We start from the raw sequence: 24,208 nt of genomic DNA, 5'->3' as shown, positions 1-24,208 counted from the left end.
CGCGCCACGCGGCGTGGTTTCCAGCAGCAGGGAAGGCGCGGCACCGGCGCGGGCGAGCTGCCCCGCCAGCAGCCAGAGCAGCGGCCCCTGGCCGGCCAATACGGTGCGGCCGCGCGGCACGGCGCCCGCCTGCTTCAGCAGGATCTGCGCCGCGCCGGCGGTCATGACATTGGGCAGCGTCCAGCCGGGAATCGGTACCGGCCGTTCCTGCGCGCCGGTTGCCAGCAGCACGCGCCGGGCGGCCAGGGTGGTGCTGCCGCCATCGCCGCGCAGGGAGAGCAGCCCGGCCTCGGTATCCAGGTGCCAGAGCGTGGTGGAAGGGCGGTAGTCGATGCCGCCGGGATAGCGGATGGCGCCCCGGAAGCGGCGCACCAGCCGGGCGCCCTCCGTGCCGTATTCGCCGGCGAGCGCCGGGTCGGTGGCGGCGCGCTCGACACCGCGGAAGATCTGGCCACCGGGCGCCGGCTGCTCGTCGATCACGGTGACGGAAAGGCCCAGCGCGGCGGCCTCGATGGCGGCGGAAAGCCCGGCGGGGCCGGCGCCGATGATGGCGAGGTCGGTCATCATGCGCCCACCTTCGCCACGCGGGCGCCATGCTGGGGGGCGATGCGCATGCCCGGCTTCACTTCCACCATGCAGGCCTGCTTGTTGGGCAGGCCGTCGATCTCGGCCAGGCAGTCGAAGCAGATGCCCATCATGCAATAGGGCAGGCGGGGGGCGCCGGTGACGGGCGTTTCCCGGATGGCGGGGATGCCGGCCAGCAGCACGGCGGCGGCGGCGGTGGCGCCTTCCGGCACCCGCACCGGGGTTCCGTCCACAAGGACCTCGACCGTGGCGGGGCGCGGCTCAGGCCGGGGCAAGAACATCGAAGCGCCTCGCGCTGAAGAGGGAGAGTTCGGAGTCCAGGGCGCCGGCGGCGACCATCGGCGCCAGGCGGTTGGCATGGGCGCCGGCCAGCGTGACGCCGGAATGGCAATTGGCGGTGAAGGCGCCGGGGAAGCGCTCGGACTGGTCGTAGACCGGCAACCCGTCCGGCGCCATGACGCGCAGCGCCGACCAGGCGCGGACGATGTTGAGGTCGGCAATCCACGGGAAGCAGCGCACGGCGCGGCGGGCCATGGTGCGCATGATCTCGGGCGACTGGGTCAGCGTGTCGAAGCCCGCGTCTTCCTTGCTGTCGCCGATCATCAGGCTGCCCTCGGCGGTCTGGCGCAGGCTGACGGTGGGCATGGGCAGGATGGTCTGGGCACGTTCCGTCACCAGGATCTGTCCACGTTCCGGCACCACCGGCGCGGAAAGGCCGAAGCGTGGCGCCAGGGCCGCATTGCCCAGCCCCGCCGCCAGCACCACGCGCGGCGCGGTGAAGCGGCGGCCGGCGGCGCTGACGGAAAAGTCGCGCGGCGCGGCGGTGCTTTCCGCCACGCCGGCATTGGGCAGGTATGTGCCGCCCAGCCCGGTGAAGCCCTCGTGCAGCGCCCGCAGCAGGTGCAGCGGGCTGGCATGGCCGTCATAGGGCGTCCAGCTCACGCCGGTGACCTCGGGCCCGATGCCCGGCAGCATGTCACGTGCCTCGGCGGCGCGGATCATGCGGTATTCGAAGCCGAAGTTCCCGGCCTCGGCCTGCATCTGCGCCATGACCTCGGACCGGCGCTCGAATTCCTCCTCCCCCAGGCAGAAGCTGACGCCGCCGGGCTGCTGGCGGCGGGTGTCGATGCCGGTGCGGGCTTGCAGGTCCTCGGCCAGCGCCGGCCATTCGCTGGCCGAGCCGCGCGTCCAGCGCTGGTAGTGCGGCGCGCCCAGGCCCTTGGACTGCACCCAGATCAGCCCGAAATTGCCCCGGCTGGCACGGTGGGCGATGTCGCCTTCATCCAGCAGCAGCGTGGCCAGGCCCTGGCGTTGCAAGCCGTAGCCGATGGCCGCGCCCACCAGTCCGCCGCCGATCACGATGGCGTCGAAGGCGGTCCGGGCAGGGGGAGGGGAGGTCTGCATGGTTTCCCTCGATAGAACAGCGCGGGCGGGGCTTGCAATCCGGGCGTCGCCGCGCTGCCATCCGGCTTTCTCGCGAGGGTTCTTCGGATATGCGTATCACCATCCTCGGTGCCGGCGTCGTCGGCGTCGCCAGCGCCTATTGGCTGCACCAGGCGGGCCATCAGGTGGAGGTGGTGGAGCGGCGCGAGGGCGCCGGGCTGGAAACCAGCTGGGGCAACGGGGCGATGATCCATGTCTCCTCCGTGCAGCCCTGGGCGGCGCCGGGCATCCCGCTGAAGGTGCTGAAATGGCTGGGGCAGGAGGATGCGCCGATGCTGCTGCGCCCTTCCGCCGTGCCGAGGATGTGGCGCTGGGGCCTGGGCTTCCTGATGGCGGCGCGCCCGGCGGCCTATGAGAAGGGCAGCCTGGCCAACCTGAAGCTGGCCATGGAATCGGCCGCGGCGATGGGCGAGATCCGCGCCGCCACCGGCGTGCGGTACGACTACGCCACCGGCGTCATCAAGACCTTCGCGGACCAGGGCAGCCTGGACGTGGCGGCGGCGGCGCACCTCGCCCTGGCCCCGCACGGGCTGCAGACCGAGGTGCTGACGCGCGAGCAATGCGTGGCGCAGGAGCCCGCGCTGGGCCCGGTGGTGGAGAAGATCGCCGGCGGCCTGACCTTTCCGCAGGACGAGATCGGTGACTGCAACAAGTTCTCCCAGGCGCTGGCGGCCTGGCTGGAGGCGCGCGGCGTCCGCTTCCATTGGAAGACCACGGTGCAGGACGTGGTGCTGAAGGGCGGCCGGGTGGCCAGCGTGCGGGTGGAGAGCGATGGCGCCGCCGCCGAGCTGCCGGCCGATGCCGTGGTGGTGGCCCTGGCCAGCCAGAGCGTGCCGCTGCTGAAGCGGCTGGGCATCGCCATGCCGATCTATCCGGTGAAGGGCGTTTCCGTGACGCTGCCGCGCAGCGCCTGGCCGGAAGGGCCGCGCAACGCGATTCTGGACGACGCCCGCAAGTTTGCCCTGACGCCGCTGGGGGATCGCTACCGGATGGTGGGGCTGGCGGAAGTGGGGGATGACGACACCACCCCATCCCCCCGCCGCATCGGCATGCTGACACGGGGCGTGGCCAGCCTCTTCCCGCAACTGGCGAATTGCGAGGCCATGCCGGGCGCCATCTCCTGGGCCGGGCTGCGGCCGATGGTGCCGGACGCGCAGCCGCGCACCGGGCCCACGCGCATCCCTGGCCTCTGGACCAATACCGGCCATGGCCATACCGGCTGGACCATGGCCGCGGGCTCCGGCCGCCGCCTGGCGGCGCTGATGACCGGGCGGAACGAGGAACGAGCCGCCTGAACTTTCTTGAGTGACGTCTGGCCGGAATCTTGCTCAGCTTTATCCTGGGTTCGAAACAGAGGGGCTTCCCGATGGACGAGCGTAAGGATGAAGCCGGGCTGGTCCGGCGCGGGCTCTTCGGGCTTTCCGCCGTGGGGGCCGCCGCCGGCGCCGGGCTCGGCCTGCTGGCTCCGGCCGGCGCCACTGCCCAGACCCTGGGCAAAAGCCGCCTGCAAATGATCAAGGAGCGTGGGCGGCTGCTTGTCGGCACCGGCTCCACCAACCCGCCCTGGCATTTCGAGGATGCCAATGGCCAGCTCCAGGGCATGGATATCGACCTGGCGCGGCTGCTGGCCAAAAACCTCTTCGACGATCCCACCAAGGTCGAGTTCGTGTTGCAGGGTTCGGATGCGCGCATCCCCAGCCTGATCACGGACAAGGTGGATATCGTGGTGCAGTGGATGACGGTGACCGCCGGCCGCGCGCAACAGGTGGAATTCACCATCCCCTATTACCGCGAGGGCGTTTCGCTGCTGCTGCTGGCGCGCGGCGGCAAATACAAGAGTTTCGACGAGATGAAGTCCGCCGGCGCCAGCGTCACCGTCGGCGGCATGCAGAATGTCTTTCTGGAGGAATGGGTCCACAAGGCACTGCCCCAGGCCAGGGTCGACGCCTTCGAAAGCCCCGATGCGACTTTGCAGGCGCTGAACGCGCGGCGCGTCGATGCCTATATGGCCGACCAGTCCGCCGGCCGCTGGTTGATGCAGCAGGCGCCAGGCCGCTTCATCGATGCCGGCTATGGCTGGATGCCCAATTCCTATGCTTCCGCCGTCAAGCCGGGCGACCCGGTGTGGCTGAACTGGGTGAACACCGTCTACAAGGAAGCGATGATGGGCGTCGATTTCGACTATTTCGCCGCTTCCTACAAGAAGTGGTTCGGCATCGAATTGCCGACGCCCAAAATCGGCTTTCCCACCGAATTCGCCTGAGGCAGGCCGCCGGCGCCCTGCTCCTGGGGCGCCGGAAGTCTCCCGCGCGCCACAGGCAGGTTCAATGATCCAATATTACTTTGATTGGTCCGTGATCTGGCGGAATGCGGACCGCTTTGCTTACGCGCTGGGCCTGGGCCTTTCGCTGGCCTTGGCCTCGCTGGTCATCGGCAGCGTCATCGGCATGGCCTGCGCCATGGCGCGGGTCTACGGGCCGCGCTGGCTCTCCTGGCCCGTCTGGCTTTACGTCGAGTTCATCCGCAACACGCCGCTGCTGCTGCTGGTCTTCTTTGTGTATTTCGGGTTGCCGGAACTCGACATCTCTTATCTCGACAAGACGCAGAGCTTCATCCTGACGCTCTCGCTTTATGGCGGCGCCTATATGACGGAGGTCTTCCGCGCCGGCCTCGCCTCCATCCCGAAATCCTATACCGAGGCTGCCAAGGCCATCGGGCTGCGGCCCTGGCAGCGGCAGAGATACGTGGTGCTGCCGGTGATGTTGCGCATCACGCTGCCGGCCTTCAGCAACAACCTGATCTCGCTGTTCAAGGACACTTCCCTGGCGGCGGCCATCGCCATCCCGGAACTGACCTTCGTGGCGCGGCAGATCAACGCCAATACCTTCCGCGTCATGGAATCCTGGCTGGCGGCCAGCGCCCTTTACCTGGTCACCTGCTATGCCATCGCGAGCGCGCTGCGGCTGCTGGAACGCCGCTACGCCTCCATCCGCTGAAGGGAAGGCGCCATGGAATTCGAACCCGGCACCTTCGCCTTCGAGGCCTGGACCGCCCGCTACGCGCTGTTGCGCGGGCTCTGGGCCACTGTCACCACCGCTTCCTTCTCCATCATCTTCGCGACGCTGGCCGGCGCGGTCTTCGGCGTGGCGCTGACCTATGGCTGGTGGCCGCTGCGCCTGCTGGTGCGGCTTTACGTGGACTTCATGCGCGGCATGCCGCTGCTGGTGCTGATCCTCTTCACCTATTACGGGCTGGCGCTGTTCCAAGTGAATGTGACGCCCTATTGGGCCGGGGTCATCGCGATTTCCGCCTTCGCCACGGCGCATGTGGCGGAGAACCTGCGCGGCGCCGTGCAATCCGTGCCAGCCGGGCAGATGGAAGCGGCCAAGGCCATTGGCCTCAACTTCGCGAAGCGGCTGTGGTACGTGATCGTGCCGCAGGCCATCCGCCGCATGCTGCCGCCTTGGGTGAATACCTGCCTGGAGATCGTGAAGGGCACCACGCTGCTGTCCGTGATCGGCGTGGTGGAACTGCTGCTGGCCAGCCAGCAGGTGATCGCCCGCAACTACATGGTGATCGACTTCTACCTGTTGGCCTGCGGCATCTATCTCGTCGTCAACTTCAGCATCGCGCAACTGGGCGCGGCGCTGGAGCGGCGCTTTTCCTATATCCGGTACTGAGCGAGGGACGCATGAGCGAGGAGGTGCTGCTGCGGGCACGCGGCGTCCGCAAGAGCTTCGGCCATGTGGAAGTGCTGAAGGGCATCGATCTGGATGTGCGCCAGGGGCAGGTGGTGTCGCTGATCGGCGCCTCCGGCTCCGGCAAGACCACCTTCCTGCGTTGCGTGAACCTGCTGGAGGAGCATGACGGCGGGGAGATCCTGCTGGATGGCGACCCCATCGGCTACCGTGTCGAGGGCGGGAAGCGCCGGCGGCTGAGCGAGGCCAGGGTCTCCGCCCAGCGGGCGCGGATCGGCATGGTGTTCCAGCAGTTCAACCTGTTTCCGCACCTGACGGCCGAAGGCAACATCATGCTCGGGCTGACGAAGGTTTTGGGGAAGAGCGCGGCCGAGGCCCGCGACATCGCCGGCCACTGGCTGGAACGCGTGGGGCTGGCGGAGCGGCGGGGGCACTATCCCTACCAACTCTCCGGGGGGCAGCAGCAGCGCGTGGCGATCGCCCGCGCGGTGGCGATGCAGCCGCGCCTGTTGTTGTTCGATGAGGTGACCAGCGCGCTGGACCCGGAACTGGTGGCCGAGGTGCTGGGCGTGATGCAGAAGCTGGCCGAAAGCGGCATGACCATGCTGCTGGTGAGCCACGAGATGCTGTTTGTACGCGACGTGTCCGACCGCGTGGTGTTCCTGGATGGCGGGCAGGTGGCGCAGGCGGGGCCGCCCAAGGAAGTGTTCGGCAACCCGGAAAGCGAGCGGCTCAGGAGCTTCCTGGGCCGCATGCATGGAATTTTCGGGCAGATTGCTTGATATACCGGCTTGTTAAGTGACCGGAGACAATTCCAGATCCTTCGGATCTGCCGTGCCTCGTGTGCAGTGCCGGTTCAGCCAGAAGACATGGTATGCCACCATGGCGGCGGCCGGAAGCAGCCCAAGGAAAGTGACTGCGAACCAGAAGCTGACGGACTTGCTGGAGATCCTGATGGCAGTGAAGATGGAGATGGAAGCGCCTATCGCCACCATCCGGTAGATATGGGCCTTCAGGGCTGCCAGGCGAGCCTCTGAAACCACCCAGTAGGGCCTTCTGCCCTTGCCAAGCACGAAATAGAGCAGCGAACCACTCTTCTCTTCCCGGTAGATGCCAAGTGGCGCGCGTGATCTAGGCACGTCTCTGTCTGGACCTTTCTAGGATGCAGGAGGTGCGGAATGGACGCCAGTGGATGCTGGCGTCCATCAGGTGTTACCCCCGCTTCACGTTCATCGCGACGGTATATTCATCCGCCCGCGGCTCGTACTTCAGCGCGCCGCGCAGCGCCCAGATGTTCTTCTGCATGTGCAGCGGGATCACGCCCACGTCGTCCATGGCCATCTTCATGGCCTGCTTGAAGACGCTTTCGCGCTTCTCGTCATCGGCCGTGCGCAGGCCCTCGATCACCAGCTTGTCCACTTCCGTGTTGGAATAGCCGGAGAAGTTGGTGCTGCCGAAGCCCTTCTCGTTGTTGCGCGTCATCAGCACGCTTTTCAGCGCGGTGGAGGGCTCGCCACCCGTCGCCCAGCCGATCAGCATGGCGGACAGGTCGTTGCGCGCCTGCCGCTGCGCCAGCACGGAGAAGGGGACGGCATCGATCGTCGTCTGCACGCCGATGCGCTGCCACATCTGCCCGACGGCCTGGATGATCTGCGCGTCGTTGACGTAGCGGTTGTTGGGGCCGAGCAGCGAGATCTTGAAGCCCTGCGGATAGCCCGCCTCGGCCAGCAGCTTCTTGGCGCCCTCCACGTCGAACTTCTGGACGGGGATGCTCTCGTCAAAGCCATTGGCGCCCGGCGGCATCATCTGCCCGGCGGGAATGGCCGCGCCCTGCATCACCCGGTCCACAATGGCCTGGCGGTTGATCGCCATGCTCAGGGCCTTGCGCACCCGCAGGTCCCGCAGCGGGTTCTTGTCCAGCTTCTTGCCGGCATTGTCCGTGATGAAGGGGGAGCTGTCGTGCGCCTCGTCCAGCTTCAGGTAGATGCAGCGCAGGCTGGGGATCTCGGAGAAGGAGATGCCCTGCGTGCTCCGCAGCCGCGGCGTATCGGCGGGCGGCACCACGTCGATCATCTGCACGTCGCCGGAGAGCAGCGCCGCCACCCGCACGCCGTCATTGGGCACGAAGCGGTAGGTGACGGTGGCCCAGTCCGGCTTCTCGCCCCAGTAGTTGTCGTTCCGCGTCATCACCACGCGGTCGTCGGGCGTGAAGGACTGCAGGCGGAAGGGACCGGTGCCGATCATCGCCTTGCCGTTGTTGAAGTCGCCCGTCGCGGCGTTCACCATCGAGCGGTGGATGACGTAGATCCAGCTCAGGTCCTGCGGCAGCAGCGGGTAGATCTCGGCCGTCTTGAGGCGGATGGTGTGCGGGTCCACGATCTCGTGGCCGATCACCGCCCGGGAATAGATGGTGAAGGGGCCCGGGCTATTGGTCACGGAGGGGATGCGCTTCAGCGTCGCCACCACGTCCTCGGCGTTGAACTCATCGCCGTTGGAGAACTTGACGCCCTTCCGCAGCTTGAATTCCCAGGTCGTGTCGTCCAGCAGCTTCCAGGATTCCGCCAGGCCCGGCTGGATCTTGGAGGCGTTGTCGCGGTCCACCAGCTTATCGAAGAAGTGCTCCGCCACCATGTTGTTGGGGGAGAGCGTGTGATAGTGCGGGTCCAGCGAAGTCGGCGGGGCCGCGACTGCCAGGGTCAGGCTCTGGCTCTGGCCTTGGGCGCGCGCCGGGGCGGCGGGCAGGCTGCCAGCCAGCAGGGCGGCGGCGGGCAGGGCGAAAAAAGCACGGCGGCGCAGGAAAGCCGGCGATTGATCCATTGGTCGAGTCTCCGCAATGCGTGAAGGCATCCCTCGCGTCGCCTTTGTTCCAAGCGTTTCGCGAAACGAGATTGCTGCACGGCGCGGGCGCAGGGTCAACGGTCTGTCGCTTGCCTTCGTGCGGGGGTGACCTCAACCTATGGGTGTATTCGCGTCAGGTCAGGGCATGAGCAACCCGAACAGCTTCGACAACCAGCCCGGCAAACGGGAGAGGTGGGACGGCCGCTACATTGGCCTGGCGAACCACATCGCCCAATGGTCCAAGGACCCGCGCGCCAAGGTGGGGGCGGTGCTGGTGAACCAGCCGCACGCCCGCATCGTCGCCACCGGCTTCAACGGCTTCCCCGCCAATGTGGAGGACAGCGTGGAGCGGCTGGAGAACAAGGCCCGCAAGCTGCAGATGATCCTGCATGCCGAGCAGAACGCGCTGCTGAACGCCGGCCATGCCGCCCGGGGCTGCGACGCCTATGTGGTGGGCAAGCCGGTGTGCAACGTCTGCGCCACGCTGCTGATCCAGTCCGGCGTCCGGCGGGTGGTGGCGGCGCCGCCGCGCGCCAATACCGATTCCTACTGGGACAAGGTGGGCCTGCTGGCCATCGACATGCTGCGGGAGGCGGGGGTGGAATTCACCGCCGTGACCGGGGAGCAGCTCGATGCCCTGGGCCTGAACCGCGACGAGGCCCGGCGGGCCGAGGACCCGCTGGACCCCTACCGGGAGCACCAGCACGAATTCGACTTCGGCTCCTGAAGCCGCCGGCCCTGGCGGCCTGGGTCCACCCGCCCTGCCGGCTCCCCGCGCCCTCTGCGTGGCAGCCTTGCCTGGGTAGGTTTCGGGCCGGTGCCACGCTATATGCCCGCCAACCCCCGGACGACGCGCGCGCGGAGCACCAGCCTTGCAGAACCTTGAGACGCCCGATGGCCCCCCCGCTGCGGGCCATAACCAGCCCCCGCTGAGCGAGACCGCCACCGAGGCGCGCCGCCGCCGCACCTTCGCCATCATCGCCCACCCGGATGCCGGCAAGACGACGCTGACGGAGCAGTTGCTGCTGCTGGGCGGCGCCATCCAGATCGCGGGCCAGGTGCGCGCCAAGGGCGAGCGCCGCCGCACGCGCTCGGACTGGATGAAGATCGAGCAGGACCGCGGCATTTCCGTCGCGACTTCGGTGATGACCTTCGAATACGCCGGGCAGATCTTCAACCTGCTCGACACGCCGGGCCACGAGGACTTCTCCGAGGATACCTACCGCACCCTTTCCGCCGTGGACGCGGCGGTGATGGTGATCGACGCCGCCAAGGGCATCGAGGCGCAGACCCGCAAGCTCTTCGAGGTCTGCCGCCTGCGCGACATCCCCATCGTCACCTTCATCAACAAGATGGACCGCGAGGCGCGGGAGCCGCTGGAGCTGCTGGACGAGATCGAGAAGACCCTCGCCCTCGACGTGACTCCCGCCACCTGGCCCATCGGCTCCGGCCGCCAGTTCGCCGGCGTCTATGACATGGCCCATTCCACCCTGCGCCTGCTGGGCGAGGGCGGGGAGCGGGACGAGCCGGTCTCCGGCCTGGAGGACCCGCGCATCGACAGCCTGCTGGGCGGGCAGGCCGATGTGCTGCGGGAAAGCGCCGAGATCGCCTCCGTCTACCCGCAGTTCGAGCTGGAGCCCTTCCGCGAAGGCCACCTGACGCCGATCTATTTCGGCTCCGCCCTGCGCGGCTTCGGCGTGAAGCACCTGCTGGACGGCCTCGCCGCCTTCGCGCCGCCACCCTCGCCGCGCAAGGCCGATGCCCGCACGGTGCAGCCGGAGGAGGAGAAGCTGTCCGGCTTCGTGTTCAAGATCCAGGCCAATACCGACCTGAACCACCGGGACCGCGTGGCCTTCCTGCGCATCTGTTCCGGCCGGCTGCGCAAGGGCGCGCGGCTGAAGCAGGTGCGCACCGGCAAGAGCATCCCGGTGAATGCGCCGCTCTTCTTCTTCGCCAAGGAGCGGCAGGTGGCCGAGGAGGCCTGGCCGGGCGACGTGGTGGGCATCGCCAACCACGGCGTGCTGCGCATCGGCGACACGCTGACGGATGGCGAGGAGCTGAACTTCCGCGGCGTGCCGAGCTTCGCGCCCGAGATCCTGCGCCGGGTGCGCCTGGACGACCCGATGCTGGCCAAGAAGCTGCGCAAGGCGCTGGAACAGTTGGCAGATGAAGGCGTGGTGCAGGTCTTCCGCCCGATGGACGGCAGCCAGCCCGTGGTCGGCGTGGTCGGCCAGCTGCAGCTCGACGTGCTGAGCAGCCGCATCCAGGGTGAATACGGCGTCAACATCACCTTCGAGGGCACCTCCTGGTCCACCATGCGCTGGGTGGCGCCGAAGGAGGATGGGCCGCAGGGCCGCGCGGCGCTGGACCGCTTCCTGCGCAGCGCGCCCAGCCAGATGGCCGAGGACCACGACAACCAGCCCGTGGCCTTCTTCACCTCCGACTGGGGGCGGAAGCGCTCCGAGGACGAGAACCCGGCGCTGCACTTCCTGGGCTTCCGTGAGCAGCACGGGGTGGAGGCGGGCTAAGGGCCTGGCGCGGCGCTACCGCCGCGCCCGCGCCTCGGCGGTGGAAACCACGGCGGCACCGGCCAGGATGACGAGGGAGCCCGCCCAGCCCCAGGCATCCGGCGCCTCGGCGTAAAGCGCCCAGCCGAAGAGCGCCGCGATGGGCAGCCGCAGGTATTGGAAGGGCCCGACCGCCGAGGCCTCCCCGAAGCGGAAGGCCTCGGTGATCAGCAGGATGATGGCTGGGGTGAAGGCGGCGAAGGCCACCAGCATCGCCAGGTCCAGCCAGCCAATCGGCTGCCAGCCCCAGGCCGCGGCCGGCAGGATGCCGGTGAAGGTCACCAGCCCGACCCAGCCCATGATGGTGCCGGTGCCTTCCGTGCGGGTCAGCATGCGTGTCGTGACCGTCAGCCCGCACCAAGTGAGGGAGGCCGCCAGCGCCGCCGCCACGCCCAGGGGCGCCGCCATCATCAGCCCCGCGCCCTCCCAGGGGCGCAGCATCAGGCAGACGCCGGCGAAGCCCGCCAGCACGCCGGCCCAGCGCGCCGCGCCCACCTTCTCCCGCAGCAGCGGCCCGGCCAGCAGCGTGGTCACCATGACATTGGTGAAGGAGAGCACCGTGGCCGTCGCCAGGTCCAGCTTGGTCAGGGAGATGTAATAAAGCGCCCAGGTGGCCAGGGAGCAGGAGCCGCGCAGCACATGCAGCGGCACGTGGCGGCTGCGCAGCAGGGCGGCGCCGCCGGCCAGCATCATCGGCAGCACCCAGGCCAGTTGCCCGCCGGCGCGGAACAGCAGCTGCGTCGTCACCGGCACGCCGCGGTCGGTGAACCAGCGCACGAAGAGCGCCTCGCCGCAGAAGAGCACGGCCACCACCGCCATCAGCAGCGCGCCGCGCAGGTTGCCCCGCGCCTGGTCGCCGCTCATGCCGCCGGAACCCCCGCCAGGGGATGGAAGAAGGGCGGCAGGGGGCGAGACATGCAGTTTTCCAGGTCCGGCAATCGTGGCGGCCAGGGTGGCCCCTGGGGGGAGCGGCGGCAAGGCCGCCGGCGGCGCCCTCACGCGGGCGTCGTTTGCGCGCCTGGGCGGGCAGGGGGTAGGCCCCGGCCGGAGCAGGAAAGGACGAATGCATGGATGTGGTGGAAATGGTGCTGGCCCTGCTGCTGGCCGTGGTGGTCAGCGGCTTCGTGGACCGCCTTTCGCCCATCCCATTGCCCTTGCCCCTGCTGCAGATCAGCCTCGGCGCGCTGCTGTCCTATGCCGGCGGCTTCCAGGTGGAGCTGCATCCGGATGTCTTCTTTCTGCTCTTCCTGCCGCCGCTGCTGTTTCTGGACGGCTGGCGCATCCCCAAGCGCGGGCTGTTCCGGGATGGCTGGACCATCGCGGAACTGGCGCTGGGGCTGGTGCTCTTCACCGTGCTCGGCATCGGCCTCTTTATCCATTGGATGATCGCGGAGATGCCGCTGGCGGTGGCCTTCGCCCTGGCGGCGGTGCTCTCGCCGACCGACCCCATCGCCGTCTCGGCGGTGGCGGCGCGGGTGCCGATCCCGCACCGGCTGATGCATATCCTGGAAGGCGAGAGCCTGCTCAACGATGCCTCCAGCCTTGTCTGCCTGCGCTTCGCGGTGGCGGCGGCGCTGACCGGCAGCTTCTCCATCTCCTCCGCCGCGCTGACCTTCCTGCAACTGGCCGTGGGCGGCATCGCCATCGGCGTGGCGCTGACCTGGGCGCTGATGTGGGTGCTGGGGCGGCTGGTGCGCCGCATCGGCGAGGACCCGGCGCTGCAGACCCTGGTCAGCCTGCTGATCCCCTTCGGGGCCTATCTGGCGGCCGAGCATTTCCACTTCTCCGGCATCCTGGCCGCCGTCGCCGCCGGCATCACCATGAATTATGCCGAGATCTTCGGGCAGGCCCAGGCCGCCACCCGCATCCGCCGCACCGTGGTCTGGGACATGGTGCAATTCGCCGCCAACGGCATCATCTTCGTGCTGCTGGGCGAGCAGCTTCCCGGCATCCTCGCCGGCGTCGCGGGGCCGGAGAATGGCAGCGACTGGATGCTGGCGGTCTATGTCGTCGCCATCGTGGTGGCGCTGGGGCTGCTGCGGCTGGGCTGGGTCTGGACCTCGCTGCAATTCACGCTCTACCGCGCCCGGCTGAAGGGCCAGCCGCGCCCCCGGGTGGGCTGGCGCGTGCTGGTGGCTACCTCCCTGGCGGGGGTAAGGGGCGCCATCACCCTGGCTGGCGTGCTGACCCTGCCGCTGGTGATGGAGGATGGCTCGCCCTTCCCGGCACGGAACCTCGCCATCTTCCTGGCCATGGGCGTCATCCTGGTTTCGCTGGTGGGCGCCAGCGTGCTGCTGCCGCCGGTGCTGCGCGGGCTGGAACTACCGCCCGAGGAGGCCCATGAGCGGGAAGAGGACGAGGCCCGCCGCGCCGCCACGGAAGCGGCCGTGAAGGCCATCCACCGCATGCAGCAGCAGATGGCCGCCGGCCATGCCGATGCCGAGCTCTACGCCGAGGCCGCGACCATGAGCATGGAGCCCTATCGCCACCGCCTGGACGGCGCCCAGATGTCGGAGGAGGAGGCGGAGCGCCACCGCCGCATCGCCGGGATCGAGCGGAAGCTGCGCCTCGCCGGCCTGAAGGCCGAGCGCGACGCGCTGTTCCACCTGCGCCGCGCCCAGCGGATCGAGGACAACACCTTCTCCCGCCTGGTGCGGGAGATCGACCTGGCGGAAGCGCGCTACGGCGCCTGAGTCTCGGCCGCCGCCAGGTCCGTCAGGCGCTGCTTGGGCCAAGCGGGGGCGGGGGCGGGCACCCAGCCCTCGCCATTCCAGCGGCGGGGCTCGATGCGCGCGGCATTCTTCTCCACCACGATGCGGTTATAGGCATTGGGGTCGCCGCGCAGCCGGGTGGAGATGGCCGAGCCCGCCTGCACCACCAGCAGGTCCTGCTGCTGCCGCCGCAGCAGGCCGGTGCGCTCGCCCGCCGCGCCGCGATGCAGCCGCACATAGTCCCGGTGCAGGTGGCCGGAGAGGATCAGCCGCACCCCCGCCTTGGCCAGCCGCTCCAGCGCCGGGGCGGCATGGCGGGCCAGGGGGGTGTCCGGCCGTTCCTCCGGCGCCAGGAAAGGATGGTGGGCGACGACGATGCGGAAGAGGTTCTTCGGCAGCGTCTCCAGCCGTTCCAGCAGGTTCTTCAGCCCGTGGTGCGGCACCCGGCCGCCTTCCCATTTCAGGTTCCAGTCGGCGCGGATGACGGTATTGAGCCCGACCACCGCCACCTCGTCATCCCGCCACAGCGGCTCGGTCTGCGGCGACACGTATTTGTGCCAGCGGCCGAAGGGGTCGAAGAACCGCTCCCAGGGATAGAAGGGCGTGATGTCGTGGTTGCCGGGCACCGCCATCCAGGGCGCCTTCAGCTTGCTCAGGAACTCGGCGGCCGCGCGGAACTCGCGGCTGCGGGCGCGCATCGTCAGGTCGCCGCTGACGGCCACCAGATGCGCCGGGTCGGCGTTCAGCGCCTCGATCAGCGCCGCCGCCGCAGCGGAGTCGACGCGGTTGAAGTGCAGGTCGGAGATATGGTCGATCACCCGCATGCGGCGCCCTCCGCCAGGGCCTGGCGCGGTGCCCCGGCCGGCAGCGGGGCCAGCACGCGCAGGGCACGCGGGCGGATGGAATAGCGCAGGGGGGTTCGCAGCAGCATCGCCTCTCCGTCGTTCATGACCCGCAGGTGGCTGCGGCGGCTGAAGATCTCCAGGCTGGTGGCCTCCCCGGCGATCAGCCCGGGGCGCCCGCGCCAGCGGCCGAGCGCCATGGCCGCCACCAGCTTGGCCGCCCACCACAGATCGAAATCCCGTGCCACCAGCCAGCTCAGCACTCCGGCATCCAGCCGGGGGCGGTGGAAGAGATGGCCCGGCGCCTCGTCATAGGCGTTGTTCACCACCGAGATGGCCCGGGTCCAGACGCGGCGCAGCGGCTGCCCGTCCGGCCGCAGCCCCAGCCGCAGCGGCGGGTGGCGCCAGAGGGCGCGGAGAAAGCCCAGCGCCACCCGCCAGCGCGCCGCCAGCCCATCCCGGCCCCGCACACGTTCCCGGTGCAGGCCCATGCGGTTGGGCAGGCCGATCACCGACTGGCAGAGAAAGACCTCGCCATTCACCAGCCCGACATCGATCTGCCGGAAGCCCGCCTGGCCCAGTGCGGCGGCGGCCTCCTCCGGCTCCAGCGGCAGGCCGAGGTCGCGGGCCAGCAGGTTCAGCGTGCCCAGCGGCAGGATGGCCAGCGCCACCGGCCCGCCCGCCAGCCGCGTGGCGGCGGTGCGGATGCTGCCATCGCCGCCGCCCACCACCACCAGCTCCGGCTGCAGGGCCAGCGCCGCCTCCAGCCGCGCCTCCAGGTCGGGGCCGGTGTCCCCGCCGATCTCCAGCACCTCCAGCCCGGCCGCGCGCAGGGCGGCCGGGATTTCCGCCAGCAGTTCCGGCCGGGCGAGCAATGTGCCGGCACGCGGATTCAGCAGCAGGGCAGCACGCATGAGACTCCCATCCAGGCGTTCTCGCCTTCAGCCCGGCAACGCGGGGGTCGTTGCGCCGGTTGCGCCGTGGCGGCATGGCGGGCGTGAAGGGCCAGGAGCGCGGCCTGTGCCGGAAGCGTGTTCTGGAGTGTCCCGCTTGTTAGCGCCGCTTCAGGACCCGTTCACCATTGGCGACCATAGTGATGCACGAGGACAGAAAACGAGGAGGTCCCCGATGCGCAACAACGCCAGGCCCACCCCCATCACCGCCACCACCGTCATCAACGGCCTGATGGCCCTGCCCTGGGGCGCCACGCTCTTCGGCGCGGCGCAGGGCCCCGTGACTCCGCAGCACTGAAGCACGGCGCGGGTACGAAAAAGGGCGCGGTCCAAACCGGACCGCGCCCTTTTCGCTCTGGCGCCCGGCCCCGGTGAAGGGGCCGGTGCCTGGATGCCTCAGGCGGCGGACTTGGCGCCGGCCATGGAACGCAGCACGTAGTGCAGGATGCCGCCGTTCTTGTAGTACTCGACCTCGTCGGCCGTATCGACGCGGCACTGCACCTCGGTGCGGGTGACGCTGCCATCCGGGCGGTGGATCACCAGGCCCAGCACCATGCGGGCCTTCAGCTCCTCCAGGCCCTCGATGTCGATGATCTCCTCGCCGGTGATGCCGAGGCTCTCGCGGCTCTCGCCCGGCTTGAAGACCAGCGGCAGCACGCCCATGCCGACGAGGTTGGAGCGGTGGATGCGCTCGAAGCTCTCGGTGATGACGGCCTTCACGCCCAGCAGGAAGGTGCCCTTGGCCGCCCAGTCACGGGAGGAGCCGGTGCCGTATTCCTTGCCGCCGAAGATCACCAGCGGGGTGTTCTCGGCCTTGTACTTCATCGCGGCGTCATAGATCGGCATCACGTCGCCCGAAGGCTGGTGCTTGGTGATGCCGCCCTCGATGCCAGGGACCATCTGGTTCTTGATGCGGATATTGGCGAAGGTGCCGCGCATCATGACTTCATGGTTGCCGCGGCGGGCGCCGTAGCTGTTGAAGTCGGCCTGACGGACCTGGTGCTCCAGCAGGTATTCACCGGCGGGCGACACCTTCTTGATGTTGCCGGCGGGCGAGATGTGGTCGGTGGTGATGGAGTCACCCAGCACCGCCAGCACGCGCGCGCCCTTCACGGAAGCGATGGGCTTCGGCTCGGCTTCCATGCCCTCGAAGTAGGGCGGGTTCTGCACGTAGGTGGAGCCGCCGTTCCACTTGTAGGTGTCGCTGCCGGCATCGACGCGGATGGCCTGCCACTGCTGCGGGCCCTTGAACACGTCCGAGTAGCGGCTCTGGAACATCTCGCGCGTCACGACGGAGGCGACCACGTCGTTCACCTCCTTCTGCGTCGGCCAGATGTCCTTCAGGTAGACCGGCTGGCCGTCCTTGCCCGTGCCGATCGGCTCCACCGTCACATCCTTGGTGATGGAACCGGCGAGCGCGTAGAGCACCACCAGCGGCGGGGAGGCCAGGTAGTTGGCGCGCACGTTCTGGTGCACGCGGCCCTCGAAGTTACGGTTGCCCGAGAGCACGGACACCGCGACCAGCTTGTTCTCCTCGATCGCGTCCACGATCGGGTCGGGCAGCGGGCCGGAGTTGCCGATGCAGGTGGTGCAGCCGTAGCCGACGGTCTGGAAGCCCAGCGCGTCCAGGTGCGGCGTCAGGCCGGCCTTGTCCAGGTAGTCGGTCACGACCTGGGAGCCAGGGGCCAGCGAGGTCTTCACCCACGGCTTCGGCAGCAGGCCCTTCTCATTGGCCTTCTTCGCCACCAGGCCGGCGGCCACCAGCACGTAGGGGTTGGAGGTGTTGGTGCAGGAGGTGATGGCGGCGATCACCACGTCGCCATGGCCGAGGTCGAAGTTGGACCCCGCCACCGGCACGCGCAGGTCGGCCTTGTCGCCGGGCACGCCCAGGTTGCCGGAAGCCAGTTCCTTGGCGAAGGCCGGGGCGGCGTTGGTCAGGGCCACGCGGTCCTGCGGGCGCTTCGGGCCGGCCATGGAGGGCTCGACCGTGCCCATGTCCAGTTCCAGCGTGTCGGTGAAGACCGGGTCGGGCTGGCCTTCCTCGCGGAACATGCCCTGGGCCTTGTAGTATTCGCGCACCAGGTTGATGCGGTGCTCGTCGCGGCCGGAGAGGCGCAGGTAGTCCAGCGTCACTTCATCGACCGGGAAGATGCCGCAGGTGGCGCCGTATTCCGGGGCCATGTTGCCGATGGTGGCGCGGTCCGCCAGCGCCATGTCGGCGAGGCCCGGGCCATAGAATTCGACGAACTTGCCGACCACGCCCTTCTTGCGGAGCATCTGCGTCACCGTCAGCACCAGGTCGGTGGCGGTCACGCCCTCACGCAGCTTGCCATACAGCTTGAAGCCGATCACGTCGGGGATCAGCATGGCGATGGGCTGGCCGAGCATGGCGGCCTCGGCCTCGATGCCGCCCACGCCCCAGCCCAGCACGCCCAGGCCGTTCACCATGGTGGTGTGGCTGTCGGTGCCGTAGCAGGAATCAGGATAGGCGAAGGTCTCGCCAGCGTCGGTGGAGGTCCAGACGCCCTGCGCCAGGTATTCCAGGTTCACCTGGTGGCAGATGCCGGTGCCGGGCGGGACGACGCGGAAGTTGTTGAAGGCTTCCTGGCCCCAGCGCAGGAACTCGTAGCGCTCGCCGTTGCGCTCGAACTCGATGTCGACGTTCTTCTGCAGGGCGGAGGGGGAGGCGGAGACATCGACCATGACAGAGTGGTCGATCACCAGGTCCACCGGCACCAGCGGGTTCACGCGGCGCGGGTCGCCGCCCAGCTTCAGGATGCCGTCGCGCATGGCGGCGAGGTCCACCACGGCGGGAACGCCGGTGAAGTCCTGCATCAGGATGCGGGCGGGGCGGAAGGGCACTTCCTTGTCGCTGCGGCCTTCCTTCACCCAATCGGCGATGGCCTGCGCGTCCTTGGTGAAGTAGGAACGGCCGTCCTCGAAGCGGAGGACGTTCTCCAGCAGCACCTTGAGGCTGTAGGGCAGGCGGGTGATATCGCCGATGCTCTTAGCCGCTTCGGGCAGGCTGAAATAATGGTAGGTCTTGCCATCAACCGCCAGGGTGCGGCGAGTCTTGAGGCTGTCCTGCCCGATCAAGCGCATGGTTGGAGCTTCCCACGTCATATTGCTGCGAACGCTGCCGCTTATTACACGCCTATCCGCCCCGGTCCATTGGCGGCGGGGCACGCACAGAACTGTTGAGGGACGATGCTGGAGGCGGTGGAACTGGCGGCGGTGCGGGGGGAGCGCGTGGTCTTCGCCGGAGTTTCCTTCCACTGCGCGCCGGGAGAAGCCCTGTTGCTGACAGGCCCTAATGGCGCCGGAAAATCCACGCTGCTGCGCCTGCTGGCCGGGCTGGTGCCGCCGGCGGAAGGGGCGCTGCTGTGGCATGGCAGCGATGCCCTGGCCGATGGCCCCGGCCATGCCGCCCGCCTGCGCTACCTGGCCCATGCCGATGCGCTGAAGCCCGGCCTCACCCTGGAAGAGAACCTGGCCTTCTGGGCCCGGCTCTGGGGCGGCGATGTCGCGGCGGCCCTGGCGGCGGTGGGGCTGGAAGGGCTGGAGCACCTGCCGGCGCGGATGCTCTCGGCGGGGCAGAAGCGGCGGGCGGCGCTGGCGCGGCTGGCGCTGGCCCGCGTGCCGCTCTGGCTGCTGGATGAACCCAGCGTCGGGCTCGATGCCACCTCCATCGGGCTGTTCGGCGAGATGCTGGCGGCGCATCGCGCGGCGGGCGGCACCGTGGTGGCGGCCACACATGTGCCGCTGCCGCTACCCGGCTCCCGCACCCTGGCGCTGACACCCGCATGATCGCGCTGCTGCGGCGCGAATGGCTGCTGGCCGCCCGCCACCCCGGCGACACGCTGGCGGCGATGCTCTTCTTCCTGCTGGTGACGGCGCTGTTTCCCTTCGGCGTCGGCCCGGCGCCGGAAACCCTGGCACGCCTCGCCCCCGGCGCGCTGCTGGCGGCCGCGCTGCTGGCGGCGCTGCTGCCACTGGACCGCCTCTTCGCGCTGGAGGCCGAGGACGGCTCGCTGGACCAGCTCCTGCTCTCCGGCCTCGCGCCCGCGCAACTGGCGGCAGTGAAGGCGCTGGCGCATTGGCTGACCACCGGCGGGCCGCTGCTGCTGGCCAGCCCCGTGGCCGCCGCCATGCTGAACCTGCCCACCGCCGCCTGGGGCGTGGCGGCGCTGGTGGTGGGGCTGGCGACGCTGTTTCTCTCGCTGCTGGGCACGGCGGGGGCGGCGCTGACGCTGGGCGCCCGGCGCGGCGGCGTGCTGCTGCCGCTGCTGGTGCTGCCGCTGGCCATCCCCGCCATGATCTTCGGCGCGGCGGGCATCGAGGCCGCGGCTTCCGGCGTCGCCTGGCAGCCCTTCGTGCTGCTGCTGGGGGCGCTGACGGCGGCGGCCCTGCCGCTGGCGCCGCTGGCCGCCGGGGCGGCGCTGCGGGCGGAATAGCGGCTTCAGACTTCCTGGCGCAGCGGGCGGTTCATCAACTGCTCCACCGCCCCGGCCACGTCCATCCGGCCTTCCAGCACATCGGCCACGGCGGCGGTGATGGGCATCTCCACCCCCACGGCGGCGGCGCGGGCCAGCATGGCGGGGGCGGTGGCGACGCCTTCCGTGACGCTGTTGCGCTCGGCCAGGATGGCACCCAGTTGCCGCCCCTGGCCCAGGGCCAGCCCCAGCGAGAAATTGCGGCTGCTGCCGCCGGTGCAGGTCAGCAGCAGGTCGCCCAGGCCCGAGAGCCCCGCCACCGTCTCCGCCCGCCCGCCCAGCGCCACGGCCAGCCGCGCGATCTCCGCCAGCCCGCGCGTGACCAGGGCGGCGCGGGCATTCTCGCCCAGCCCGGCGCCGATCACCGCCCCGGCGGCGATGGCGATCACGTTCTTGGCCGCGCCCCCGACCTCGGCCCCAACCGGGTCGTCATGGTCGTAGAGGCGGAAGCCGGCGGTGGAGAGGCAGGCCGCCGCATCCTGCCGCAGCGTCTCATCCGTGCTGGCCACCACGGCGGCGGCGGGCAGGCCCTGCGCCACTTCCCGCGCGAAATTGGGGCCGGACAGCACGCCCGCCGGCAGGCCCGGCCGGGCATCGGCGAGGATTTCCAGCGGCAGGCGCAGCGTGCCGTGCTCGACGCCCTTGGCCGCCACCAGGCTGGGGGGCAGGGGTGGAAAGGCGGCCAGCACCCCGGCCAGGTGCTGGCAGGGCACCACCAGCAGCGCGAGGTCGGCGCCTTCCAGCGCTTCCCCGGCATCGGCGGTGATGCGGAGTTCGGCCGGCAGGGGTTGGCCGGGCAGGTGGGCGGCATTCTCCCGCGCCGCCCGCATGGCCAGGGCACGGTCCGGGTCGCGCGCCCAGAGCGCCGTGGCCGCGCCCGCCCGCAGGGCCTGCAGCGCCAGCGCCGTGCCCCAGGCCCCGGCACCGATCACGGCCACGCGGCCAATGCTGCGAAAGCTGCTCATTCGTCGGCCAGCCGGGTGATGGCGAAGCCCTGGCCGGGCTCACCTTCGCCCAGATGCTCCAGCAGCGCTTCCAGGATGGCGCCAGCCTCTTCCTCGAACTTCCAGGGCGGGTTGACCACCGCCACGCCGCAGCCGTTCAGCCGCTGCGGGTCGGTCGGCTCCCGCAGCCACAGTTCGCAGGTGATGATGTCGCGGATGCCACTCTCGGCCAGGGCGGTATGGAAGGCCCGCACCGGGGTGCGGTGCTTGATGGGATACCAGGCGGCCTGCACCCCGGCGCGGAAGCGGTGCGCCACGGCGGCCATGCCCTCGGCCATCCGCTCGAATTCGCCTTCCTGCTCGAAGGGCGGGTCGATCAGGATGAGGCCACGCTTTTCCTGGAAGGGGGTAAGGGCGGTCAGCGCCTCCCAGCCATCGCGCTTGTGCACGGCCACTTGCGGGTCGCCGCGGAACAGGGTGCGGAGCGTGGCGTGGTCCTGCTCATGCAGCTCGCAGAGCACCAGCCGGTCATTGGGCCGCAGCACCATGCGGGCGAGGGTCGGGCTGCCGGGGTAGACGGGCGGGAAGCCGGCCCGCTTCAGCAGGGACAGCCATTCGGCCAGCGGCCCCTCGGTGATGTCCATCAGCCGGCCGACGCCGCGCTGCCATTCTCCGGTGCGCTCGGCCTCGCTGCCGGTCAGGTCATAGGTGCCGATGCCGGCATGGGTATCCAGCACGCGGAAGGGGGTTTCCTTCACCTCCAGCCGCCGCAGCAGGCGCAGCAGCAGGGCGTGCTTGACGCAATCGGCAAAATTGCCGGCGTGGAAGGCGTGGCGGTAGTTCATGCGGCAAGCTCCGCGAGCGGCCAGCGCGGCCTGGGGGCGTGGTCCAGCGGGTCGGTCAGGCCGGCGCGCAGGCGCTCGATGCCGGCCCAGGCGATCATGACGGCATTGTCGGTGCAAAGGCGGATGGGCGGCGCCACCAGGGGCAGCCCCTGCTTCTCCGCCACCCCGGCCAGGGCGGCGCGCACCGCCTGGTTGGCCGCGACGCCCCCGGCCACCACCATGGCGGTGGGGCCATCCATCATGGCCAGGGCATTCTTCGCCCGGTCCGCCAGCACGGCCGCCACCACGCGCTGGAAGGCGGCGGCGAGGTCGGCGCGGTCCTGCTCCGTCTGCAACTTCGGGATGGTCTGCGCCACGGCGGTCTTGAGGCCGCTGAAGGAGAAGTCGCAGCCCGGCCGCCCCAGCATGGGGCGGGGCAGGGGGAAACGCTTCGGGTCGCCGCTCTGGGCCAGCTTTTCCAGCGCCGGGCCGCCGGGCCAGGGCAGGCCCATCAGCTTGGCGGATTTGTCGAAGGCCTCGCCCACCGCGTCGTCCAGCGTGGAGCCGAGGCGGCGGTATTGCCCCAGCCCTTCCACCGCCACGCATTGGCAATGCCCGCCGGAGAGCAGCAGCAGCAGGTAGGGGAACCTCGCGCCGCCCTCCACCAGCCCCATTTCCTGAAGAAGGGGCAGCCGCGCCGTCAGCGCATGCCCTTCCAGGTGGTTCACCGCCACGAAGGGCAGACCATGCGCGAGGGCCATGCCCTTGCCGAAGGTGGCGCAGACGATCAGCCCGCCGATCAGCCCGGGGCCGGAAGTGGCGGCGATGCCGCCGAGATCAGCGGCCTTCACCCCGGCGCGGCCCAGCACATCGGCCGTCAGCGCGGGCAGGTGGGCCAGGTGGGCACGGGCCGCGATTTCCGGCACCACGCCGCCGAAGGGCGTGTGTTCCGCCAGCTGGCTGCGCACGGCTTCCGCCAGCACGGTGCCATCCGGCGCCAGCACGGCGGCGGCGGTTTCGTCGCAACTCGCCTCCAAACCCAGAACCGGACCCCTGATCAGCACGCCTGCATCCTTATTCTGCCTTCCCCATCGGGTGTGGCGGTTCTATGACGCCCGCCATGTCCCTTGCCCACCCCGCTTCGCCGTCTGCCGCGGCGGGCGACTTCGTTTATCCGCAGGTCTGCGCCGCCCCCGCCGACCTTCGCACCGGGTCCGACACCGCCGTGAAGCCGCATACGCGGCGCGCGCTGCCGCTGCGCGTGGGCACCCGGGGCTCGCCCCTGGCGCTGTGGCAGACCCGCACCTTCCTCGGCCTCGTGACGCGCTTCTGCCCTGTGCTGCGCAATGTCAACGCCTTCGAGGAACATGTCATCGCCACCTCCGGCGATCGCATCCAGGACAAGCGGTTGGCGGATATTGGCGGCAAGGGCCTGTTTGCCAAGGAAATCCATGAGGCGCTGCTGGATGGGCGGATCGATTTCGCCGTCCATAGCCTGAAGGACCTCGAGACCGAGCTGCCCCCCGGCATCGTGCTGGCCTGTACCCTGAAGCGGGAAGACGCGCGCGATTCGCTGATCCTCGGCCCCTCCTGCGGCAAGCCGGACCCGGCGGACCCCTTCGGCGCCCTGCCGGCCGGGGCGCGCATCGGCACCGCCAGCCTGCGGCGCCAGGCGCAGCTTCTGCACGCGCGGCCGGACCTGAAGGTGGGCATGATCCGCGGCAATGTCGGCTCCCGCCTCGCCAAGCTGGCGGCGGGCGACGCCGATGCCACCCTGCTGGCGCTCGCGGGCCTGAAGCGGCTGGAGATGGCCGACCGTGCCTCCGTGATCCTGGATGCCGAGGCCATGGTGCCCGCCGCCGGCCAGGGCATCGTGGGCGTCACCGTGCGCGCCGCCGACGTGGAACTGCATGAGCTGCTGGCCGGCATCGAGGACCGCGAGGCCCGCGCCGTGTCCCGCGCCGAGCGGGCGCTGCTGGCGGCGCTGGACGGTTCCTGCCGCACGCCCATCGGCGGCCATGCCCGGCTGCTGCCGGATGGCCAGTTGCACCTGACCGGGCTGGTGGCGCGGCCGGATGGCACCTTCCTGCTGAAGCGCAGCCTGCATGGCGCCGTGGCGGATGCCGAGCGGATGGGGTTGGAACTCGGCGACAGCCTGCGCGCCGACAGCCCCGCCGATATCTTCTTTGGCTGAGGCCATGGCGGCGCCCGGCGCCGTCCTGATTACCCGCCCCGAGCCCGGCGCGGCCGAAACCGCCGCCGCCGTGGCGGCACTGGGCTGGCGGCCGGTGCTGGCCCCCGCGCTGGTGC

Annotated in this window: 23 protein-coding genes; 12 read left to right on the top strand and 11 right to left on the bottom strand. The window is 69.9% G+C overall.

The window, feature by feature from the left end:
* The 3 genes from IBL25_RS13885 to IBL25_RS13875 form a co-directional block, all read right to left on the bottom strand.
* Positions 1-567: NAD(P)/FAD-dependent oxidoreductase (locus tag IBL25_RS13885; protein ID WP_238940419.1), on the bottom strand; the 567-nt coding region annotated here is incomplete at its 3' end.
* Complete coding sequence (locus tag IBL25_RS13880; protein WP_187779137.1) at positions 564-866, bottom strand: (2Fe-2S)-binding protein; 303 nt, start codon at positions 864-866, stop codon at positions 564-566. The genes IBL25_RS13885 and IBL25_RS13880, both read right to left, overlap by 4 nt.
* Complete coding sequence (locus tag IBL25_RS13875; protein ID WP_187779136.1) at positions 847-1,989, bottom strand: NAD(P)/FAD-dependent oxidoreductase; 1,143 nt, start codon at positions 1,987-1,989, stop codon at positions 847-849. The genes IBL25_RS13880 and IBL25_RS13875 overlap by 20 nt, the downstream gene beginning before the upstream one ends.
* An 89-nt stretch (positions 1,990-2,078) precedes the next feature.
* Between IBL25_RS13875 and IBL25_RS13870 the strand changes: the two genes are divergently transcribed.
* The 5 genes from IBL25_RS13870 (at position 2,079) to IBL25_RS13850 (ending at position 6,508) form a co-directional block, all read left to right on the top strand.
* A complete protein-coding gene (locus tag IBL25_RS13870; RefSeq protein WP_187779135.1) occupies positions 2,079-3,323 on the top strand; it encodes a D-amino acid dehydrogenase in 1,245 nt (414 codons plus the stop codon).
* Between the two features lie 71 nt (positions 3,324-3,394).
* Positions 3,395-4,291: a transporter substrate-binding domain-containing protein gene (locus IBL25_RS13865; RefSeq protein ID WP_187779134.1), complete on the top strand. Its 897-nt coding sequence runs from the start codon at positions 3,395-3,397 to the stop codon at positions 4,289-4,291.
* A 64-nt stretch (positions 4,292-4,355) separates the two neighbouring features.
* Positions 4,356-5,024 carry an amino acid ABC transporter permease gene (locus IBL25_RS13860; protein WP_238940417.1) on the top strand — a complete coding sequence of 223 codons (669 nt, stop codon included), beginning with the start codon at positions 4,356-4,358 and terminating at the stop codon, positions 5,022-5,024.
* 12 nt (positions 5,025-5,036) lie between these two features.
* Entirely contained in the window at positions 5,037-5,708 is a 672-nt protein-coding gene (locus tag IBL25_RS13855; protein WP_187779133.1) for an amino acid ABC transporter permease, read from the top strand.
* Between the two features lie 11 nt (positions 5,709-5,719).
* Complete coding sequence (locus tag IBL25_RS13850; protein WP_187779132.1) at positions 5,720-6,508, top strand: amino acid ABC transporter ATP-binding protein; 789 nt, start codon at positions 5,720-5,722, stop codon at positions 6,506-6,508.
* A gap of 430 nt (positions 6,509-6,938) precedes the next feature.
* Here the strand turns inward: IBL25_RS13850 and IBL25_RS13845 are convergent, their stop codons facing one another.
* Entirely contained in the window at positions 6,939-8,543 is a 1,605-nt protein-coding gene (locus tag IBL25_RS13845) for an ABC transporter substrate-binding protein (RefSeq protein ID WP_187779131.1), read from the bottom strand.
* 166 nt (positions 8,544-8,709) lie between these two features.
* Between IBL25_RS13845 and IBL25_RS13840 the strand changes: the two genes are divergently transcribed.
* A complete protein-coding gene (locus IBL25_RS13840) occupies positions 8,710-9,291 on the top strand; it encodes a deoxycytidylate deaminase (RefSeq protein WP_187779130.1) in 582 nt (193 codons plus the stop codon).
* A gap of 202 nt (positions 9,292-9,493) precedes the next feature.
* On the top strand, positions 9,494-11,092 hold the full coding sequence (locus tag IBL25_RS13835; RefSeq protein WP_187779139.1) for a peptide chain release factor 3: 1,599 nt from the start codon (positions 9,494-9,496) through the stop codon (positions 11,090-11,092).
* A gap of 15 nt (positions 11,093-11,107) precedes the next feature.
* Here the strand turns inward: IBL25_RS13835 and IBL25_RS13830 are convergent, their stop codons facing one another.
* Positions 11,108-11,995 carry a DMT family transporter gene (locus tag IBL25_RS13830; protein WP_238940416.1) on the bottom strand — a complete coding sequence of 296 codons (888 nt, stop codon included), beginning with the start codon at positions 11,993-11,995 and terminating at the stop codon, positions 11,108-11,110.
* A gap of 203 nt (positions 11,996-12,198) precedes the next feature.
* Here IBL25_RS13830 and IBL25_RS13825 point away from each other — a divergent pair, with 203 nt between their 5' ends.
* The gene (locus tag IBL25_RS13825; protein ID WP_187779129.1) at positions 12,199-13,824 is read left to right on the top strand and encodes a Na+/H+ antiporter; all 1,626 of its coding nucleotides are present in this window, start codon (positions 12,199-12,201) and stop codon (positions 13,822-13,824) included.
* Here the strand turns inward: IBL25_RS13825 and IBL25_RS13820 are convergent.
* Both IBL25_RS13820 and IBL25_RS13815 read right to left on the bottom strand, forming a co-directional pair.
* On the bottom strand, positions 13,812-14,666 hold the full coding sequence (locus tag IBL25_RS13820) for a metallophosphoesterase family protein (RefSeq protein ID WP_187779128.1): 855 nt from the start codon (positions 14,664-14,666) through the stop codon (positions 13,812-13,814). The two genes, IBL25_RS13825 and IBL25_RS13820, sit on opposite strands and share 13 nt — an antisense overlap.
* On the bottom strand, positions 14,657-15,598 hold the full coding sequence (locus tag IBL25_RS13815; RefSeq protein WP_187779127.1) for a diacylglycerol/lipid kinase family protein: 942 nt from the start codon (positions 15,596-15,598) through the stop codon (positions 14,657-14,659). Before IBL25_RS13815 ends, IBL25_RS13820 begins: the two co-directional genes overlap by 10 nt.
* A gap of 214 nt (positions 15,599-15,812) precedes the next feature.
* Between IBL25_RS13815 and IBL25_RS27320 the strand changes: the two genes are divergently transcribed.
* Entirely contained in the window at positions 15,813-15,935 is a 123-nt protein-coding gene (locus tag IBL25_RS27320; RefSeq protein WP_275295988.1) for a hypothetical protein, read from the top strand.
* A gap of 98 nt (positions 15,936-16,033) precedes the next feature.
* Here the strand turns inward: IBL25_RS27320 and acnA are convergent, their stop codons facing one another.
* Positions 16,034-18,739, bottom strand: a complete 2,706-nt coding sequence (gene acnA, locus IBL25_RS13810; protein ID WP_187779126.1) for an aconitate hydratase AcnA — start codon at positions 18,737-18,739, stop codon at positions 16,034-16,036.
* A 105-nt stretch (positions 18,740-18,844) separates the two neighbouring features.
* Between acnA and ccmA the strand changes: the two genes are divergently transcribed.
* On the top strand, positions 18,845-19,444 hold the full coding sequence (gene ccmA / locus IBL25_RS13805) for a heme ABC exporter ATP-binding protein CcmA (protein ID WP_187779125.1): 600 nt from the start codon (positions 18,845-18,847) through the stop codon (positions 19,442-19,444).
* Positions 19,441-20,091 carry a heme exporter protein CcmB gene (gene ccmB, locus IBL25_RS13800; protein ID WP_187779124.1) on the top strand — a complete coding sequence of 217 codons (651 nt, stop codon included), beginning with the start codon at positions 19,441-19,443 and terminating at the stop codon, positions 20,089-20,091. Before ccmA ends, ccmB begins: the two co-directional genes overlap by 4 nt.
* A gap of 5 nt (positions 20,092-20,096) precedes the next feature.
* Here ccmB and IBL25_RS13795 read toward each other — a convergent pair whose 3' ends face one another.
* From IBL25_RS13795 to tsaD, 3 genes are read right to left on the bottom strand one after another with little or no spacing between them, the layout of a single operon-like run.
* Positions 20,097-21,095, bottom strand: a complete 999-nt coding sequence (locus tag IBL25_RS13795; protein WP_187779123.1) for an NAD(P)H-dependent glycerol-3-phosphate dehydrogenase — start codon at positions 21,093-21,095, stop codon at positions 20,097-20,099.
* Positions 21,092-21,919 carry a 23S rRNA (adenine(2030)-N(6))-methyltransferase RlmJ gene (locus tag IBL25_RS13790; protein WP_187779122.1) on the bottom strand — a complete coding sequence of 276 codons (828 nt, stop codon included), beginning with the start codon at positions 21,917-21,919 and terminating at the stop codon, positions 21,092-21,094. The genes IBL25_RS13795 and IBL25_RS13790 overlap by 4 nt, the downstream gene beginning before the upstream one ends.
* Positions 21,916-22,962 carry a tRNA (adenosine(37)-N6)-threonylcarbamoyltransferase complex transferase subunit TsaD gene (gene tsaD, locus IBL25_RS13785; RefSeq protein WP_187779121.1) on the bottom strand — a complete coding sequence of 349 codons (1,047 nt, stop codon included), beginning with the start codon at positions 22,960-22,962 and terminating at the stop codon, positions 21,916-21,918. Before tsaD ends, IBL25_RS13790 begins: the two co-directional genes overlap by 4 nt.
* Positions 22,963-23,018: 56 nt before the next feature.
* On the opposite strand from tsaD, the gene hemC reads away from it, so the two are divergent.
* Positions 23,019-24,092 (top strand): hydroxymethylbilane synthase, encoded by a 1,074-nt coding sequence (hemC, locus tag IBL25_RS13780; protein WP_187779120.1) that lies wholly within the window; start codon positions 23,019-23,021, stop codon positions 24,090-24,092.
* The last annotated feature ends 116 nt before the right edge of the window (positions 24,093-24,208 follow it).

This window comes from Pseudoroseomonas ludipueritiae (assembly GCF_014490445.1).
Taxonomy (GTDB): Bacteria; Pseudomonadota; Alphaproteobacteria; order Acetobacterales; family Acetobacteraceae; genus Pseudoroseomonas; species Pseudoroseomonas ludipueritiae.
The sequence above is the reverse complement of the archived record's forward strand: the minus strand, read 5'-3'. Positions and strand labels throughout refer to the sequence as shown.